At 65.2% G+C, this 17180-nt stretch carries 17 protein-coding genes and 1 pseudogene; 3 read left to right on the plus strand and 15 right to left on the minus strand.

From position 1 onward, the window contains the following. A partial coding sequence (locus tag IX761_RS18550) for a lytic murein transglycosylase (protein WP_416366802.1) occupies positions 1-220 on the minus strand: 220 nt, incomplete at its 3' end. Between the two features lie 4 nt (positions 221-224). On the opposite strand from IX761_RS18550, the pseudogene IX761_RS18555 reads away from it, so the two are divergent. Continuing rightward, positions 225-1382, plus strand: a pseudogene (locus tag IX761_RS18555) (lytic murein transglycosylase); the annotation flags it as partial. A gap of 118 nt (positions 1383-1500) precedes the next feature. Here the strand turns inward: IX761_RS18555 and IX761_RS18560 are convergent. From IX761_RS18560 to IX761_RS18620, 13 genes are all read right to left on the minus strand, one after another. Next, positions 1501-2439 (minus strand): S66 peptidase family protein, encoded by a 939-nt coding sequence (locus IX761_RS18560; RefSeq protein WP_194791020.1) that lies wholly within the window; start codon positions 2437-2439, stop codon positions 1501-1503. A 97-nt stretch (positions 2440-2536) separates the two neighbouring features. Continuing rightward, positions 2537-3553 (minus strand): lipoyl synthase, encoded by a 1017-nt coding sequence (gene lipA / locus IX761_RS18565; RefSeq protein ID WP_228533708.1) that lies wholly within the window; start codon positions 3551-3553, stop codon positions 2537-2539. Between the two features lie 2 nt (positions 3554-3555). Next, positions 3556-4203: a lipoyl(octanoyl) transferase LipB gene (gene lipB / locus IX761_RS18570; RefSeq protein ID WP_194791021.1), complete on the minus strand. Its 648-nt coding sequence runs from the start codon at positions 4201-4203 to the stop codon at positions 3556-3558. Then, positions 4203-4478: a DUF493 domain-containing protein gene (locus tag IX761_RS18575; protein WP_011535839.1), complete on the minus strand. Its 276-nt coding sequence runs from the start codon at positions 4476-4478 to the stop codon at positions 4203-4205. The genes lipB and IX761_RS18575 overlap by 1 nt, the downstream gene beginning before the upstream one ends. 74 nt (positions 4479-4552) lie before the next feature. Next, positions 4553-5713 carry a D-alanyl-D-alanine carboxypeptidase family protein gene (locus IX761_RS18580; protein ID WP_194791022.1) on the minus strand — a complete coding sequence of 387 codons (1161 nt, stop codon included), beginning with the start codon at positions 5711-5713 and terminating at the stop codon, positions 4553-4555. A gap of 354 nt (positions 5714-6067) precedes the next feature. Then, positions 6068-7066, minus strand: coding sequence for a septal ring lytic transglycosylase RlpA family protein (locus IX761_RS18585; protein WP_194791023.1), 999 nt, complete (start codon positions 7064-7066; stop codon positions 6068-6070). Further along, on the minus strand, positions 7066-8076 hold the full coding sequence (mltB, locus tag IX761_RS18590; protein WP_194791024.1) for a lytic murein transglycosylase B: 1011 nt from the start codon (positions 8074-8076) through the stop codon (positions 7066-7068). Before mltB ends, IX761_RS18585 begins: the two co-directional genes overlap by 1 nt. A gap of 17 nt (positions 8077-8093) precedes the next feature. Then, the gene (gene rodA / locus IX761_RS18595; protein ID WP_194791081.1) at positions 8094-9197 is read right to left on the minus strand and encodes a rod shape-determining protein RodA; all 1104 of its coding nucleotides are present in this window, start codon (positions 9195-9197) and stop codon (positions 8094-8096) included. Positions 9198-9235: 38 nt separating this feature from the next. Then, positions 9236-11134 carry a penicillin-binding protein 2 gene (gene mrdA / locus IX761_RS18600; protein WP_194791025.1) on the minus strand — a complete coding sequence of 633 codons (1899 nt, stop codon included), beginning with the start codon at positions 11132-11134 and terminating at the stop codon, positions 9236-9238. Positions 11135-11151: 17 nt separating this feature from the next. Next, positions 11152-11619 carry a 23S rRNA (pseudouridine(1915)-N(3))-methyltransferase RlmH gene (gene rlmH, locus IX761_RS18605; RefSeq protein WP_023631106.1) on the minus strand — a complete coding sequence of 156 codons (468 nt, stop codon included), beginning with the start codon at positions 11617-11619 and terminating at the stop codon, positions 11152-11154. A gap of 9 nt (positions 11620-11628) precedes the next feature. Beyond that, positions 11629-12060 (minus strand): ribosome silencing factor, encoded by a 432-nt coding sequence (gene rsfS / locus IX761_RS18610; protein WP_194791026.1) that lies wholly within the window; start codon positions 12058-12060, stop codon positions 11629-11631. Between the two features lie 44 nt (positions 12061-12104). Continuing rightward, on the minus strand, positions 12105-12764 hold the full coding sequence (gene nadD, locus IX761_RS18615) for a nicotinate-nucleotide adenylyltransferase (RefSeq protein WP_194791027.1): 660 nt from the start codon (positions 12762-12764) through the stop codon (positions 12105-12107). 1 nt (position 12765) lies between these two features. Continuing rightward, positions 12766-14037 carry a glutamate-5-semialdehyde dehydrogenase gene (locus IX761_RS18620; protein WP_194791028.1) on the minus strand — a complete coding sequence of 424 codons (1272 nt, stop codon included), beginning with the start codon at positions 14035-14037 and terminating at the stop codon, positions 12766-12768. Positions 14038-14332: 295 nt separating this feature from the next. On the opposite strand from IX761_RS18620, the gene IX761_RS18625 reads away from it, so the two are divergent. Together IX761_RS18625 and IX761_RS18630 are read left to right on the plus strand one after the other, a co-directional pair. Next, positions 14333-15025, plus strand: a complete 693-nt coding sequence (locus IX761_RS18625; RefSeq protein WP_194791029.1) for a DNA-3-methyladenine glycosylase — start codon at positions 14333-14335, stop codon at positions 15023-15025. A gap of 3 nt (positions 15026-15028) precedes the next feature. Then, entirely contained in the window at positions 15029-16345 is a 1317-nt protein-coding gene (locus IX761_RS18630) for a bifunctional DedA family/phosphatase PAP2 family protein (RefSeq protein ID WP_194791030.1), read from the plus strand. Between the two features lie 237 nt (positions 16346-16582). On the opposite strand, the gene IX761_RS18635 is transcribed toward IX761_RS18630, so the two are convergent. After that, positions 16583-17173: an LON peptidase substrate-binding domain-containing protein gene (locus IX761_RS18635; RefSeq protein ID WP_194791031.1), complete on the minus strand. Its 591-nt coding sequence runs from the start codon at positions 17171-17173 to the stop codon at positions 16583-16585. Positions 17174-17180: the final 7 nt, after the last annotated feature.

Raw genomic sequence — 17180 nt, forward strand, 5'->3', positions numbered from 1 at the left:
CGTGGGTCAGGTAAGTGGTGGGGATGAACTGGGTCTGCCCCATGGCGCCGGCCCAGGAGCCGCGCATGGCGTCGGGCTGGATGTCGCCGTTCTGCAGGATCTGTAAGGCGGCGATCAACTGGTCCTGGGCGAATTGCGGGCGGCGGCCTTCGTAGGCGAGGGTGGCCAGCGAGCGGATCACCGACTTGCTGCCCTGGAACTGGCCAAAGTTGCTTTCCATGCCCCACACCGACACCAGCACCGAAATCCAGCCGCTGCAAACCTTCCCCCAATGGCAGGCAGGCTTCCGTCAGCAAGCCCTGCAAGCCGGCATCAGCCCTAGCCTGTTCGACCGCGCCTTCCTGGGTGTCACCCCGGACATGGACGTGATCAAGGCCGACCGCAGCCAACCCGAATTCTCCCGCCCAGTCTGGGAGTACCTGGACGGCGCCCTGTCGCCCCTGCGTGTACGCAACGGCAAGAAGTTGCTGGAGCAGAACGGCGAGCTGCTGAGCCGCATCGAACAGCGCTACGGGGTCGACCGCCAGGTGCTGGTGTCGGTGTGGGGCATGGAAAGCAACTTTGGCCAGTTCCAGGGCAGCAAGTCGGTGATCCGCTCGCTGGCCACCCTCGCCTACGAAGGCCGCCGCCCGCAATTCGCCCAGGACCAGTTGATCGCCGCCTTACAGATCCTGCAGAACGGCGACATCCAGCCCGACGCCATGCGCGGCTCCTGGGCCGGCGCCATGGGGCAGACCCAGTTCATCCCCACCACTTACCTGACCCACGCCGTGGACTTCGACGGCGATGGTCGCCGCGATATCTGGAACAGCACCGCCGACGCGCTGGCCTCGACCGCGCACTACTTGCAAGCTTCCGGCTGGAAGCGCGGCCAACCCTGGGGCTTCGAAGTGCAGGTACCCGCTGGTTTCGACTTCTGGCTGGCCGACGGCAGCCAGCGCAAGAGCGTCAGCGAGTGGCTGCAACTGGGCGTAAAACTACCGGCAGGCACCCAGCTGCCGGCCAACAGCAGCCAGCTGTCCGCCGCCCTGCTGCTGCCCGCAGGCGCCCGTGGCCCGGCGTTCCTGGTGCTGGACAACTTCCGCGCGATTCTCAAGTACAACAACTCGTCGTCCTATGCACTGGCGGTGAGCCTGCTGGGCGATCGGTTCTATGGCTGGGGTTTCATTGCTGGCAGCTGGCCGAAGGACGACCTACCCTTGAGCCGCAGCGAGCGTATCGAGCTGCAGACCCTGCTCAATGCCAGCGGGCATGAAGCGGGTAATCCGGACGGGATCATCGGCGCCAACACCCGCAAAGCCATCCGCAATGCGCAGCAGGCGCAGGGCTGGCCGGCGGATGGGTATCCGACGCACAAGCTGCTGGATAGCCTGCGCCGCTAGTGGAATACGGGGGCCGCTCTGCGGCCCTTCGCGGGCAAGCCCGCTCCCACAGGCACTGCGCTTAGCCCTTGTGGGAGCGGGCTTGCCCGCGAAGGGCTGCAAAGCAGCCCCGGCCAGTTCAAGCCTTGAACAGCGCCTGTTCCAGCACCAGGCTTTGCTCGCTGGCATCCAGCCTCACCCGCGCCCCCAGCGGCAAGCACACATTCGGGTCGCAATGCCCGCTGCGCCAGCCGGCCAGCACCGGCACCCTGAGCGGCGCGAAGATATCCAGCAGCAAGGGGGTCATGGCCGCCACCGTCACCCCGGCAAAATCCCCCACCAGCACGCCACGCAAGCCTTGCAACTTGCCAGCCAGACGCAGCTGGGTCAGCAGGCGATCCACCCGGTACAACGGCTCGTTGACGTCCTCGATGAACAGAATGCCGCCTTCGCAATCGAGCTCGGCCACCGTCCCCAGCGTCGCCCCGAGCATCGACAGGTTGCCCCCGACCAGCCGCCCGCTGGCCACACCCGGCACGATCGTATTCAGTGGATAGGCTGCCGGGTGGCCGATGGCATCGCCCTGCCCCAACCGCCCGCCAAGCTGCTCGAGCAGCGAGCTCACCGTCGGTTCCTGCTTGCCACCCAGCAGGTCGGCATTGAGCATCGCGCCATGGAAGCTGACCAGCCCGGCATGCCGGTTGAGCACCGCGTGCAGCGCGGTGATGTCGCTGTAGCCCACCAGCGGCTTGGGGTTGCGGCGAATCAGCTCGACATCGAGCGCATCCAGCAGGCGCATGCTGCCGTAGCCACCGCGCATGCACAGGATGGCGTCGATCTGCGGGTCGCCGAAAGCCTCGTGCAGGTCCTGCAAACGCTGCTGGTCGCTGCCCGCCAGGTACCCATCGGCCTGGTTGACCCCTGGGTAGATACGGCACTGATGCCCGCGGCTTTCGAACCACCGGCGAGCCTTGTCGGCGTCCAGCCGTGCCGGCCCCGCCGGTGCGACGATGGCGAACCGGGCATTGGCGGATAGCGCCCTGGGCAGCAGGGGCTCAACGGTCTCCAGGCAATTCATCGCGCTACTCCTTGTAGCTTGTCACTTCAAACATGCAGCTAAAAAAAAGCCGATGCCGCCTCTCGGCGCGCATCGGCATGTTCATCTCAAGCCCGTATCAGAGCTTGATCTTGGCTTCGTGAGCCTGCTGGTCGGCGTGGTACGAAGAGCGCACCAGCGGGCCGGAAGCGACGTTCTTGAAGCCCATCTTGTAACCTTCCTCGGCGAACCAGGCGAAGGTGTCCGGGTGCACGAAGCGCTGCACCGGCAGGTGGTTGCGCGACGGTTGCAGGTACTGGCCGAGGGTGAGCATGTCGATATCGTGCTCGCGCATGCGGTGCATGACCTCGATCACTTCCTCGTCGGTCTCGCCCAGGCCGAGCATCAGCCCGGACTTGGTCGGTACGTGCGGGACCATCTGCTTGAACTTCTGCAGCAGGTCCAGCGACCAGTCGTAGTCCGAACCCGGGCGCGCGGCCTTGTACAGGCGCGGGACGGTCTCGAGGTTGTGGTTGAACACGTCCGGCGGGGTCTGGGCGGTGATTTCCAGCGCTACATCCATGCGGCCGCGGTAGTCCGGCACCAGGGTTTCCAGCTGCACGCCCGGCGACAGCGCGCGGATTTCGCGGATGCAGTCGGCGAAGTGCTGGGCACCGCCGTCACGCAGGTCGTCGCGGTCCACCGAGGTGATCACCACGTACTTCAGGCGCAGGTCGGCGATGGCCACGGCCAGGTTCTTCGGCTCGTCCAGGTCCAGTGGCTTCGGTCGGCCATGGCCGACGTCGCAGAACGGGCAGCGACGGGTGCAGATGTCGCCCATGATCATGAAGGTGGCGGTGCCACCGGAGAAGCATTCGCCCAGGTTCGGGCAGGAGGCCTCTTCGCACACGCTGTGCAGCTTGTGCTTGCGCAGCAGCTGCTTGATACGGTCGACTTCCGGGGATACCGGGATGCGCACGCGAATCCAGTCGGGCTTTTTCGGCAGTTCTTCGGTGGGGATGATCTTCACCGGGATGCGCGCCACCTTTTCGGCGCCGCGCAGCTTCACACCCGCTTCGACTTTCTTCGGAGCCTGGCGTGGGGTGACGTCTTGCGTCGGGATCAGGTTCGGCACGGCTTCTTGCACAGTTGTCATAATCAGTCGATTCCGCCCGTCAGGGTCGTCTGCTCAGCATAGTCGAGGTGCCTGACCAGCTGTCCGCGCAGCCTTGTCCTGACCTCGTCAAGTTCGATCGGGCCTGCCAGGTCGCGCAGCTGGGTCATGGCCAGCCCCGCATACCCACAGGGGTTGATTCGGCGGAATGGCGCAAGGTCCATGTCCACGTTCAGAGCAAGGCCGTGGAAGGAACGACCATTGCGGATTCGAAGGCCGAGGGACGCGATCTTCGCGCCATCGACGTAGACGCCAGGGGCGTCGGGTTTGGCCGCCGCCTGCACGCCGTAGCTGGCGAGCAGGTCGATCAGCGTCTGCTCGATGCGGCTGACCAGCTCACGCACCCCGTACCCAGAGCGGCGCACGTCCAGCAGCAGGTAGGCGACCAGCTGACCGGGGCCGTGATAGGTGACCTGGCCGCCGCGGTCGGTCTGCACCACCGGGATGTCGCCAGGGACCAGCAGGTGCTCGGCCTTGCCGGCCTGGCCCTGGGTGAACACCGCCGGGTGCTCGACCAGCCAGATTTCGTCCTGGCTGTCCGGGCCGCGTTGCTCGGTAAAACGACGCATGGCCTCCAGCACCGGTTCATAGGGCTGCAGGCCAAGCTCGCGGATACCGAGAACGCCAGGCATCACAGCACCATTTTCACGATGCCGGTGGCCCGCAGGGCGCTGTTGATGTCGTGCAGCTGGTTCTCGCTTTCGGCCACGATGTGCAGTTGCACCGTGGTGTACTTGCCTTCCTTGCTCTGGCGCTCGGCCAGCGTCGACAGGTCGACCTTGGCGTGCTTGCTGAGGATTTCGATCACGGTGTCGCGGAAACCGACAACGGTGTCGCCGATCACCTTGATCGGGTAGTCCTCGCAGGGGAATTCGATCTTGTGCGACTTGACGTCTTCTTCGCTCATGGCGGTAACGGCCTCGTAAGCCGTGGCAGCAACAGCGCCCCCGCCTGGTTCACGGGGGCGTTGCAGGTCACGTATCAGTTGAACAAACCGTAGAAGAACAGGCGGATGCTATCCCACATACGGCCGAAGAAACCAGCTTCCTCCACACCATCGAGGGCGATGAGGTCGGCGCTGTGAACCACTTTCTCGTCCAGTTTGACTTCCACTTTGCCGATCACGTCACCTTTGGCGATGGGCGCGGTCAGCTGCGGGTTCATGGTCATCGAAGCCTGGAGGCGTTTCAATTGGCCTTTAGGCATGGTCATGGTCAGGTCGTTGGCCAGGCCGGCTTTCACCTGGTTGGTCGCGCCTTTCCATACCTGGGCTTGCGTCAGCTCGGTGCCCTTCTGGTAGAAGGTCTGGGTTTCGAAGAAGCGGAAACCGTAGGTCAGCAGCTTTTGCGTCTCGGCGGCACGCGATTGCTCGCTGTTGGTGCCGAACACCACGGCGATCAGGCGCTGGCCGTCACGTACGGCGGAGGCGACCATGCAGTAGCCGGCTTCGTCGGTGTGGCCGGTCTTCAGGCCGTCGACGGTCTTGTCGCGCCACAGCAGCAGGTTGCGGTTGGGCTGCTTGATGTTGTTCCAGAAGAACTCTTTCTGCGAGTAGATGGCGTAGTGCGCAGGGTCTTCGTTGATGATCGCGCGCGCCAGCAGGGCCATGTCGTGGGCCGAGGAGTAGTGCTCCGGGTTCGGCAGGCCAGTGGGGTTCATGAAGTGGCTGTTGGCCATGCCAAGATCCGCGGCGGTCTTGTTCATCATGTCGGCGAAGGCGTCTTCGCTGCCGGCGATGTGCTCGGACAGGGCGACCGAAGCGTCGTTGCCCGACTGGATGATGATGCCGTGCAGCAGGTCGCTGACGGTGACCTGGGTGCCGACCTTGATGAACATGCGCGAACCACCGGTGCGCCAGGCGTTCTCGCTGACGGTCACCGGGTCGTTCTCGCCGATCTGGCCGCGACGGATGTCGAGCGTCGCGATATAGGCGGTCATCAGCTTGGTCAGGCTGGCTGGCGGCAGGCGCTCGTCACCGTTGTTCTCGACCAGCACGTTGCCGCTGGACGCGTCCATGAGTACGTAGGACTTGGCGGCCAGTTGTGGCGGTGCCGGCATCATCTGCTCGGCCGCGAAGGCGACGGGCGTGATCAGCAGCAGAACAGGCAGGCAAAGTCGTTTGGCAAGGTTGGTGATGTTCATCCGTCTCTCGTAAATCGCTAATGGTCTGATGTTCCGTGGGCCACGTCGTGTGCCCTACGCCCCGTCAGTCTGGTTATATGGCCTGTGGCCTGGCCCGCAAAAGTGCGACCTAATGCCGCTGCGGGCAAAAGCGGGCATTGTACATGGCAACGCCCGGTAATTCATGAACAAACCGACAGGTCGGCGTCGTCTGTTTCGCCGACTTCGAATCAGGCGCGCTCCCTGTAGGAGCGGCCTTGTGTCGCGAAAGGGCTGCGAAGCAGCCCCGGCGATATCTGCGGTGACGCTGAAATCTGGGGCCGTTTCACGGCCCTTTCGCGGCACAAGGCCGCTCCTACAGTAAGCGCACAGCCTTCAGTCGGTGACTACTTTGGCTTGACCCAGATTGGCCAGGCGAATGCTGTCCTGGGCCTGCTGGATCTCGCCCTGGCTGTTGATCGGCCCCAGGCGCACGCGGTGCAGCGTCTGCTGGTTGCGCACGACGGAGCTGATGAACACTGGCGCACTGACCATGGTGCTCAGTTTCGAACGCAGCAGCTCGGCGGCATCCGGGTTGGCGAAGGCGCCCACCTGCAAGATGCTGCCACCGCTGCTGTTGGGCACATTGTTGCCACTGACCTGCACCGGTACCACCGGCGCCGCGTGCTGCTGCGGTGGTGGGGTCCACTGCTCGACACGCCCGGTGCTGGCGGCGATCGGCTGGGCCTGGGCCACTTGCGGCTCCTTGAGCATCAGCGGTGGCTGCTGGCCGCGCTGGGCCCACCATTGCTGCGGGTCGATGCCCTCGACGCGCACGTGGGCGGTGCCACTTTCGGCATAGCCGAGCTTCTTCGCCGCCGCGTAGGACAGGTCGATGATGCGGTCGGAATAGAACGGGCCACGGTCGTTGACCCGCAGGATCACGCTGCGGCCGTTGGCCAGGTTGGTCACCCGCACGTAGGCCGGCAGCGGCAGGGTCTTGTGCGCCGCGCTCATGCCATACAGGTCGTACAGTTCGCCGTTGGCGGTGTTCTGGCCGTGGAACTTGGTGCCGTACCACGACGCGGTGCCCTCGGCGCGGTAGTTGCGCGAGTCCTGCATGGGGTAATAGGTCTTGCCCAGCACGGTGTACGGGTTGGCCTTGTAGTTGCCGGTATGCACCGTGGGGGTGGCGTCGGGGATCTTGTTGACGTCCACGTCCCACCAGGGCGCGCCGTCCTTGTGGGCGCGGTTGATGTCCAGGCCCGGCTGGGTGCGCACGGTGTTGCCGCTGCTTTGCGGGGTGGGGCGGCTGGAGGAGCAGCTGACCAGCAGCATGCCGACGGTCACGCAGGTCAGCAGCTTGAAGGTGTTGCCAGAGATGATCGCGCGCATTAGTTGACGCCCCGTGCTTGAACCAGCTGTTCGGCGAGCTGATGCACCGCCATGGCATACATCACGCTGCGGTTGTAGCGAGTGATCGCATAGAAGTTCTTCAGGCCCATCCAGTACTCGGGGCCGCTGTCGCCTTCCAGGCGGAAGGCGGTGACCGGCAGATCATCGCGCAGCGCATCATCGCCCGACCAGCCCAGCGCCCGCAACTGGGCAACGGTCTTGGCCGGCTCGATGCCGGTGGTCAAGCCCTCGTCGGCGCGCGCGCCGCTGACCCGCGCGCGCTTGACCACGGGCTCACCGGCCACCCAGCCATGGCGCTTGAAGTAGCTGGCCACGCTGCCGATGGCATCGTCAGGGTTGGTCCAGATATTGATGTGGCCATCGCCGTCGAAGTCCACTGCGTAATGGCGGAAGCTGCTCGGCATGAACTGCGGCAGGCCCATGGCGCCGGCGTAGGAACCCTTGAGCGTCAGCGGGTCGAGTTGCTCGTCGCGTGCCAGCAGGAGGAACTCGCGCAGCTCCTTGCGGAAGAACTCGGCCCGCGGCGGGTAGTCGAAGCCCAGCGTCGACAAGGCGTCGATCACCCGGTAATTGCCGGTATTGCGGCCAAAGAACGTCTCTACACCGATGATCGAGACAATGTACTGCGCCGGCACGCCATATTCCTGCTCGGCACGCGCCAGTACCGCCTCGTGCTGGCGCCAGAAGTCCACGCCACGGGCGATGCGCGCGTCGGTGATGAACATCGGCCGATATTCTTTCCACGGCTTGACCCGCTCGGCAGGGCGCGAGATCGCATCGAGGATCGCCTGCTTGCGCTGCACCTCGCTGAATACGCCCTGCAGCTGTTCGCTGGCAAAGCCATAGTCACGGGTCATTTCGCCAATGAACTCGGCCACCTTGGGTGAACCGTCGTAGTCGCCGGCATGAACCTGCGGGACAGCGCCGAACAGGCCCAACGCACCGATCCACGGTGCCAGTCGGGCAGCCCAGCCACGCACTGCTTGCATTGAAATCTTCACCTTTTTCAAACTTGCGCGATCCACTTGCGGTGTGTGTGGATCGACATCAGAACGCCAAACGCTGACAGCAGCGTCACCAACGAAGTTCCGCCATAGCTGATGAAGGGCAGCGGCACACCCACCACGGGCAACAGGCCGCTGACCATACCGATATTGACGAACACATAAACAAAGAAGGTCATGGTCAGGCTGCCTGCCAGCAGCTTGCCGAACAGCGTTTGTGCCTGGGCGGTGATCATCAGCCCGCGCCCGATCAGCAGGATGTAGATCAGCAGCAGCATGCAGATGCCCACCAGGCCGAATTCCTCGCCGAGCACGGCGATGATGAAGTCGGTGTGGCTCTCGGGCAAAAAGTCCAGGTGCGACTGGGTACCCAGCAGCCAACCCTTGCCGAACACGCCGCCCGAACCGATGGCCGCCTTGGACTGGATGATGTTCCAGCCGGTGCCCAGCGGGTCGCTTTCCGGGTCGAGGAAGGTCAGCACGCGCTGTTTTTGATAGTCGTGCATGACGAAGAACCACATGGCCACCGCCACCGGCACTGCGGCGGCGAGCACGCTGATGATCCAGCGCCAGCGCAGCCCGCCCATGAACAGCACGAAGGCACCGGAGGCGAGGATCAGCAGCGCCGTGCCCAGGTCTGGCTGGCGGACGATGAGGATGAACGGCACGCCGATCATCACCAGGCTGATCGCCACGTGCTTGAGGTGCGGCGGCAGGGTGCGCTTGGACAGGTACCAGGCGATGGTCGCCGGCATGATGATCTTCATGAACTCCGAGGGCTGGAAGCGGATCACCCCGGGGATGTTGATCCAGCGCGTGGCACCCATGGCGTTGTGGCCCATCACGTCCACCACCACCAGCAGGAACACCCCGGCCAGGTACGCCAGCGGTACCCAGCGCGCCATGAAGCGCGGCTCGAGCTGGGCGATGATGAACATCGACACCAGGCCGATACCGAACGAGCTGGCCTGCTTCATCAGCAGGTCCCAGTTCTTGCCGCTGGCCGAATACAGCACGAACAGGCTGCCGGCGGCCAGCGTGAGCAGGATGAGCAGCAAGGGGCCGTCGACATGGATGCGCTGCAGGAAGCTGGCGCGGCGGCGCATCACGTCCTCGCTGGAGAGCATGCGATCGAAATTGTTCTTCACGGGGCCGTTTCCTGGGCGACTGTGGCGGGGCCGAACTCGGGTTTGAGGCGGCCATTCTCGTCGAGCAGCCAGGCGTCCATCACCTGGCGTACCACGGGGGCGGCGACACCGGAGCCGGACTCGCCGTTCTCGACCATCACCGAGACCACGATCTTCGGGTCTTCGGCAGGGGCGAAGGCAACGAACAGGGCGTGGTCGCGGTGGCGCTCCTGGAGCTTGTTGCGGTCGTACTTCTCGCCCTGCTTGATCGCCACCACCTGGGCGGTGCCGCTCTTGCCGGCGATGCGGTATTGCGAACCGATGGCGGCCTTGCGCGCGGTACCGCGGGCACCGTGCATCACCTGCTCCATGCCGTGGGTGACCTTGGCCCAATCGGACTTGTCGCGCAGTACGATGTTGTCCATGGGGTTTTCATCGACCGGCGGCTGGCCTTCGATGGTCTTGGCCAGGTGCGGGCGGTTCCACACGCCCTTGTTGGCGATCAGCGCGGTGGCCTGGGCCAGTTGCAAGGGTGTTGTCTGCATGTAGCCCTGGCCGATGCCGAGGATCAGCGTCTCGCCGGGGAACCAGGCCTGGCGGCGGGTGGCGCGCTTCCACTCGCGGGAAGGCATAAGGCCTGGGGATTCTTCGAACATGTCCAGCGAGACCTTCTGGCCGATGCCGAACTTGTTCATGTAACTCGATAGCCGATCAATACCCATCTTGTGCGCAAGATCGTAGAAGTACGTATCGTTTGACCGCATGATCGCCACATCCAGATCCACCCAGCCATCGCCGGTGCGGTTCCAGTTGCGGTACTTGTGGTCATAATTGGGCAGTTGGTAATAGCCGGGGTCGAACACCCGGCTGGAGGCCGTCACCACGCCACTGTCGAGGCCGGCGATGGCCACGGCCGGCTTGATGGTCGAGCCCGGCGGGTACAAGCCGCGCAGCACCCGGTTGAACAGCGGCCGGTCGATCGAGTCGCGCAGCTCGGCATAGGCCTTGAAGCTGATGCCGGTAACGAACAGGTTGGGGTCGAAGCTCGGCTGGCTGACCATCGCCAGCACCTCGCCGGTGCGCGGGTCGAGGGCCACGATGGCACCGCGACGCCCACCCAGCGCCTGCTCGGCGGCTTCCTGCAGCTTGATGTCGAGGCTCAGGACAATGTCCTTGCCAGGCTTGGGGTCGGTGCGCTTGAGCACGCGCAGCACCCGGCCACGGGCGTTGGTCTCGACTTCTTCGTAGCCCACCTGGCCGTGCAGTTCGGGCTCGTAGAAGCGCTCGATACCGGTTTTGCCAATGTGGTGGGTGCCGCTGTAGTTCACCGGGTCGAGGGTCTTGAGTTCTTTCTCGTTGATCCGCCCCACGTAGCCCACCGAGTGGGCGAAGTGCGCACCTTGCGGGTAATGGCGCACCAGCTGCGCGGCCACTTCCACGCCGGGCAGGCGGAACTGGTTCACGGCGATGCGGGCGATCTGCTCTTCATTGAGCTCGAACAGAATCGGCACAGGCTCGAACGGCCTGCGCCCCTGCTTCATGCGCTTCTCGAACAGCGCGCGGTCATCAGGCGTGAGCTCCAGCACCTCGACGATCACATCCAGCACTTCCTGCCACTTGCCGGGGTTGCCGGCGCGTTCGCGGGTCATCACCAGGCTGAAGCTGGGGCGGTTGTCGGCGACGATCACCCCGTTGCGGTCGAAGATCAACCCGCGGGTCGGCGGGATCGGCTGCACGTGCACCCGGTTGTTCTCCGACAGCGTGGAGTGGTAGTCGTACTGGATGACCTGGAGGTAGTAGAGCCGCGCGATCAGCACGCAGACGAGCAGCACCACCGCCACGGCGCCCACGACGACGCGGTTACGCACCAGGCGGGCGTCTTTCTCATGGTCCTTGAGGCGGATCTGCTGCGGCATCGGGCGGGCTTACAGGTTCATTTGTGGTAGGGGTGCCCGGACAACACGGTCCAGGCGCGGTAGATCTGCTCGCCGATCAGTATCCTTACCAACGGGTGCGGCAGTGTCAGCGGCGACAGCGACCAGCGCTGTTCGCTGCGCGCGCACACCTCCGGCGCCAGCCCTTCCGGGCCGCCCACCATCAGGTTGACCGTACGCGCATCCAGGCGCCAACGGTCCAGCTCGCCCGCCAGTTGCTCGGTGCTCCACGGCTTGCCATGGACCTCGAGCGTGACGATGCGTTCCCCGGGCTGCACCTTGCTCAGCATCGCCTCGCCCTCCTGACGGATCAGGCGGGCGACATCGGCGTTCTTGCCGCGGGTGTTCAGCGGGATTTCCACCAGCTCCAGCGCAAGCTCCGGGGGCAGGCGCTTGGCATACTCATGCCAGCCTTCCTCGACCCACTTGGGCATGCGCGAGCCGACCGCGATCAGACGCAGACGCACGGCGCTTCCTTATTCCCGGTCTTTGAGCTTGTCGGTGAAGTAGTCGCTGGCGTTTTCCGGGCTGTGGTGCTTGGCATCGGCAGCACGGCTCTGCTCTGCACCCAGCCACAGGCGCTCGAGGTCGTAGAACTGGCGGGCAGCGGCGGTCATCATGTGCACGATGACGTCGTTGAGGTCCAGCAGCACCCAGTCGCTGTCGCCCTTGCCTTCTTCGCCCAGCGGCTGCGCGCCCTGTTTCTTGACCGTCTCGCGGACCTTTTCCAGCATCGCGTTGATCTGGCGGTTGGAGGTACCGGTGGCGATGATCATGTAGTCGGTCAGGCTGTGCTTTTCACGCACGTCGATGACCTGGATGTCCTGGGCCTTGACGTCTTCCAGCGCGGCGATGGTCAGCTTGACCAGTTCTTCGCCACTGATGCCGTTGATTTTCTGCTTGGTCATATAAAACTCGTTCAACTCATTGATTGAGGCGCCCACGGGCGCCGTCAGGTGGACGCACGGTACAGGCCGTGCGCCTCGATGTAGGCCAGTACTGCGTCCGGCACCAGGAACCGCACCGACTTGCCGCTGGCCAGCAGCTGTCGGATCTGCGTGGCGGACACCGCGAGCGGCGTCTGCCAGACGAACGAAATGTGCCCCGCCGGGCCGGACATGGCGGTGGGATCGCTCTCCGAGCGCGCAGCCAGAAGGTTGCGCAGCTCGTCAGGGGGTTCGACGTCAGCATCCGGGCGTTGCAGCACCAGGATGTGACAGTGTTGCAACAACTCTTCCCAGCGGTGCCAGCTGGGCAGGCCGCAGAACGCGTCCCAACCCATGATCAGGAACAACTGGTCGTGCCCGTTCAGCTCGGCACGCACCGATTCGAGGGTGTCGATGGTGTACGACGGCTTGTCGCGCGCCAGTTCTCGGTCGTCCACGCTCAGCTGCGGCACACCCTGCACCGCCTCACGCACCATGGCCAGCCGGTCCTGCGCCGCCACCTGGGGGGTGTCGCGGTGCGGCGGGCGGGCGTTGGGCAGCAGGCGCAGTTCGTCCAGGCGCATGAACTCGGCCACTTCCAGCGCGCTGCGCAGGTGGCCGATATGCACCGGGTCGAAGGTTCCGCCGAGAATGCCGACGCGCCGCACTGCCACAGGCTCGCTCAACTCAGCACGACCCCTGGCCGCGCAGCTGGCCGTCGCCGATCACCACGTACTTCTCGCAGGTCAGGCCTTCCAGGCCGACCGGGCCACGGGCGTGCAGCTTGTCGGTGGAGATACCGATCTCCGCGCCCAGGCCGTACTCGAAGCCGTCGGCGAAGCAGGTCGGGGTGTTGAGCATGACCGACGCCGAGTCGACCTCGGCGATGAAGCGCCGGGCCTGGCCCTGGTGTTCGGTGATGATCGAGTCGGTGTGGTGCGAGCCGTAGTGGTTGATGTGTTCGATGGCCTGCTCCAGGCCGTCGACCACGCGGATCGACAGGATCGCGTCGAGGTATTCGGTGTGCCAGTCGTCTTCTCTGGCGGGTTTGCTGTCGATGATGGCCTGGGTGCGCTCGCAACCGCGCAGCTCCACGCCCTTCTCCTGGAAGCGGCGGGCCATTTCCGGCAGGAAGCGCTCGGCCACGCGCTGGTCCACCAGCAGCGTTTCCATGGCGCCGCAGATGCCATAGCGATAGGTCTTGGCGTTGAAGGCCACCCGCCAGGCCTTGTCCAGGTCGGCGTGCTCGTCAACGAAGACATGGCAGATGCCGTCCAAGTGCTTGATCACCGGTACCCGCGCGTCGCGGCTGATGCGCTCGATCAGGCCACGGCCACCGCGCGGGACGATCACGTCGACGAACTCCGGCATGCTGATCAGCGCGCCCACGGCTTCGCGGTCGGTGGTCTCGACCACCTGCACCACCGCTGGCGGCAGGCCGGCCTCGGCCAGGCCACGCTGGATGCAGGCGGCGATGGCGCGGTTGGAGTGGATGGCCTCGGAGCCGCCACGCAGGATGGTGGCGTTGCCCGACTTGAGACACAGGCTGGCGGCGTCGATGGTCACGTTCGGACGCGACTCGTAGATGATGCCGATCACCCCCAGCGGCACGCGCATCTTGCCGACCTGGATGCCCGACGGGCGGTAGCTCATGTCGCGGACGGCGCCGACCGGGTCCGGCAGGCTGGCCACCTGGCGCAGGCCGGTGATCATGCCGTCGATACGGGCGGGGGTGAGCGCCAGGCGGTCGAGCAGCGCCGGCTCCAGGCCATTGGCGCGGCCCTTGGCGAGGTCCTGTTCATTGGCTGCGGTGAGCTCGGCGCGGGCGCCGTCGAGGGCGTCGGCGGCGGCCTGCAGGGCGCGGTTCTTCTGCGCGGTGCTGGCACGGCCGATCACGCGCGAGGCTTCACGGGCGGCGCGACCCAGGCGGGTCATGTAGTCAAGAACGGACTCAGTCATGGGCTCTGTGTCTTGGCAAAGGGGAAATCGGCTGATTATAACTGGCGCGCTCGGGTACGCCCAGCGGCGGGTGGCGGATGGTAGAAAATGGCGACCTTCACCAGTAGGAAAGATGTAACTGCCCGTATCGGAATTTTCTCCCATCCTTCGCGAGGCAAGCCCGCGCCCACGCCATCATTGGGCATCGGGCGTCTTCGTGGGAGCGGGCTTGCCCCGCGATGAGCCCTGCCTGATTCAGCCTCGATTAAGCCATTCATTGCTATCATCCCCGCCTTTATCGCCACGAACCGCCCGCATGCCCGAACCAGTCCCCTGCCCGGCCCGCGCCCTGCCCGACAGCTTCTTCGACCGCGATGCCCAGACCCTCGCCCGCGAGCTGCTGGGCAAGGTCATCCGCCACCGCCACGGCAACCTCTGGCTGGCGGCGCGGATCATCGAGACCGAGGCCTACTACCTGACAGACAAAGGCAGCCACGCCTCGCTCGGCTTCACCGAAAAACGCAAGGCACTGTTCCTCGATGGCGGGCACATCTACATGTATTACGCCCGCGGCGGCGACTCGCTGAACTTCAGCGCCCAAGGCCCGGGCAACGCGGTGCTGATCAAGTCGGCCTACCCCTGGGTCGACGCCCTGTCCGACGACAACAGCCTGGCGCAGATGCAACTGAACAACCCCGACGCCAGCGGCAACCTGCGCCCGCCCGAGCGCCTGTGCAATGGCCAGACCCTGCTGTGCCGGGCCCTGGGGCTGAAGGTGCCGCACTGGGATGCCCAGCGATTCGACCCCGAACGCCTGTATGTCGAGGACTGTGGCATCCCTGTACCGCGGGTGATCCAGGCCGCCCGCCTGGGCATCCCCCATGGTCGCGACGAGCACCTGCCCTATCGCTTCGTTGACGCAGCGTACGCCCGCCACTGCACGCGCAACCCTCTGCGCCGTGGGCAGGTCGAAGGCAAAGACTTCCACATTCTCGTACAAGGAAACTGACCCATGGGCCAATGGCTCGACAGCCTGACCGCCTGGCTCGGCGCCAACCCGCAGTGGCTTGGCCTGGCTATCTTCGTGGTGGCCTGCGTGGAATGCCTGGCCATCGCCGGCATCATCGTGCCCGGCACGGTACTGCTGTTCGCCGTGGCCGTGCTGGCCGGCAGCGGCGCGTTCACCCTCGGCGAAACCCTGCTGCTAGGGTTCCTCGGCGGCGTGCTCGGCGACGCGATCTCCTACGGCGTGGGCAAGTACTTCCACCAGAACATCCGCCGCCTACCACTGCTGCGCAGCCACCCCGAGTGGATCGGCAGCGCCGAAACCTACTTCCAGCGCTATGGCATTGCCAGCCTGCTGGTGGGCCGCTTCATCGGCCCGCTGCGGCCGATGCTGCCGATGGTCGCCGGCATGTTCGACATGCCCCTGCCGCGCTTCATCGCCGTCAGCCTGGTGGCCGGCGCTGGCTGGTCGGTCGCCTACCTGCTGCCGGGCTGGGCCACCGGCGCGGCCATGCGCCTGCCGTTGCCGGAAGGGTTCTGGCTGGATGCCGGGATCGTCGTCGGCACGCTGGCCGTGCTGATCGGCCTGAGCCTGAACAGCAGTATCCGCGACCAACGCCACGGCACCCGCCTGATCGCCGCCCTGAGCGGCGTGGCGGTGGCAGCGCTGTTCATCGGCTGGCCTTACCTGAGCGAATTCGACCAGGGTGTGATGACCCTGGTGCAAGAGCATCGCAGCCAGGTCATCGACGGCGCCGTGGTGCTGGTGACCCGCCTGGGCGACTTCCGCACCCAGTTCTTCCTCGGCGGGCTGCTGACCGGGTTGTTGCTGCTGGCCCGCCAATGGCGCCATGCGCTGTTCGCAGGTGCCACGCTGATGGGCACGGCTATCGCCAATGGCACGCTGAAATGGTTGTTCGCTCGCGCCCGCCCGGAAGTGCTGAGCGACCCGCTGACCAGCTACAGCATGCCCAGCGGCCACAGCTCGGCGGCGTTCGCGTTCTTCCTGGTGCTGGCGGTGCTGGCCGGGCGCGGGCAACCACCGCGCATGCGCCTGACCTGGGTGATGCTGGGGTGCCTGCCGGCACTGTCGATCGCCCTGTCACGGGTGTACCTGGGCGCGCACTGGCCGACCGATATCCTGGCCGGCGCGCTGCTGGCCTGCTGCGTGTGTGCGGCGAGCTTGACCCTGGTGCAGTATCGCCAGCCGCTGACGGCGTTGTCGCTGCGGGTGTGGTGGTTGGTGCTGCCGGCCTGCATCGCCTTGCTGGCGTTCTTTGCCCTGCATGCGCTGCCCAAGGCGTTGTTGCGTTACCAATATTGAAATCGCGGCGCCTGATTCGCCGCGGTCCGTCACCACGGCAAGCCGATTTGTGTCTTGCGCGGCCTCTGTAGGAGCGGCCTTGTGTCGCGAAAGGGCCGCAGAGCGGCCCCAGCGATATTGGGCGTACTCCAGATCCTGGGGGCGCTGCGCACCCCTTTCGCGACACAAGGCCGCTCCTACAGGTTATGCGCAAGCCCTTTGAAAGCGGCTTCAGCCGCGAAGGGGCCAATGAAGCATTCAGGCAAACAACTCACCCTGGATCCGCTCCAGCAACGCCTGGATCGCCTCCAGCCGTTGCTGCGGTGAATCGATCGCCAGCAAATCGAGCTTGTCTTCTTCCATGAACGGCAGCAGGTACGCCAGCTGGTTGCCCAGCGACTGCCGCCCGTCCACGTCACGCGGCATGTCCAGCGCCTCGACCATCGGGTGTTCGCCAAGCGCCAGCAGCAACGCCAGCAGATCGTCGTCCTGTTCCATCAACGCGCTGTCCGGCTGATCGGGCAGCCACTGCACCTGCCCGACCAGCAACTGGTCCTTCTGCACCTCGGTCTGCTCGACCGTGAAACGCCTGACACCTTCGACGCGAATCCCCAGCAGGCCGTTGTCCTGCTGCACGAAGTCGCGAATCAGCGCTTCGCAACCGATCGAGGCCACGACAGGTGGTGCCTTGCCCACCTGCTCGCCTTCGAGGATGCACACCACGCCAAAGCCGGTGCCCTGTTTCATGCAACGGCCAATCATGTCCAGATAGCGCGCCTCGAAGATCTGCAAGTCGAGCAGGCATCCGGGAAACAGCACGGTATTGAGCGGAAACAGCGGGAGCGTCATGTCTATT

Source organism: Pseudomonas sp. UFMG81 (genome assembly GCF_015354575.1).
In the GTDB taxonomy this organism is placed as follows: domain Bacteria; phylum Pseudomonadota; class Gammaproteobacteria; order Pseudomonadales; family Pseudomonadaceae; genus Aquipseudomonas.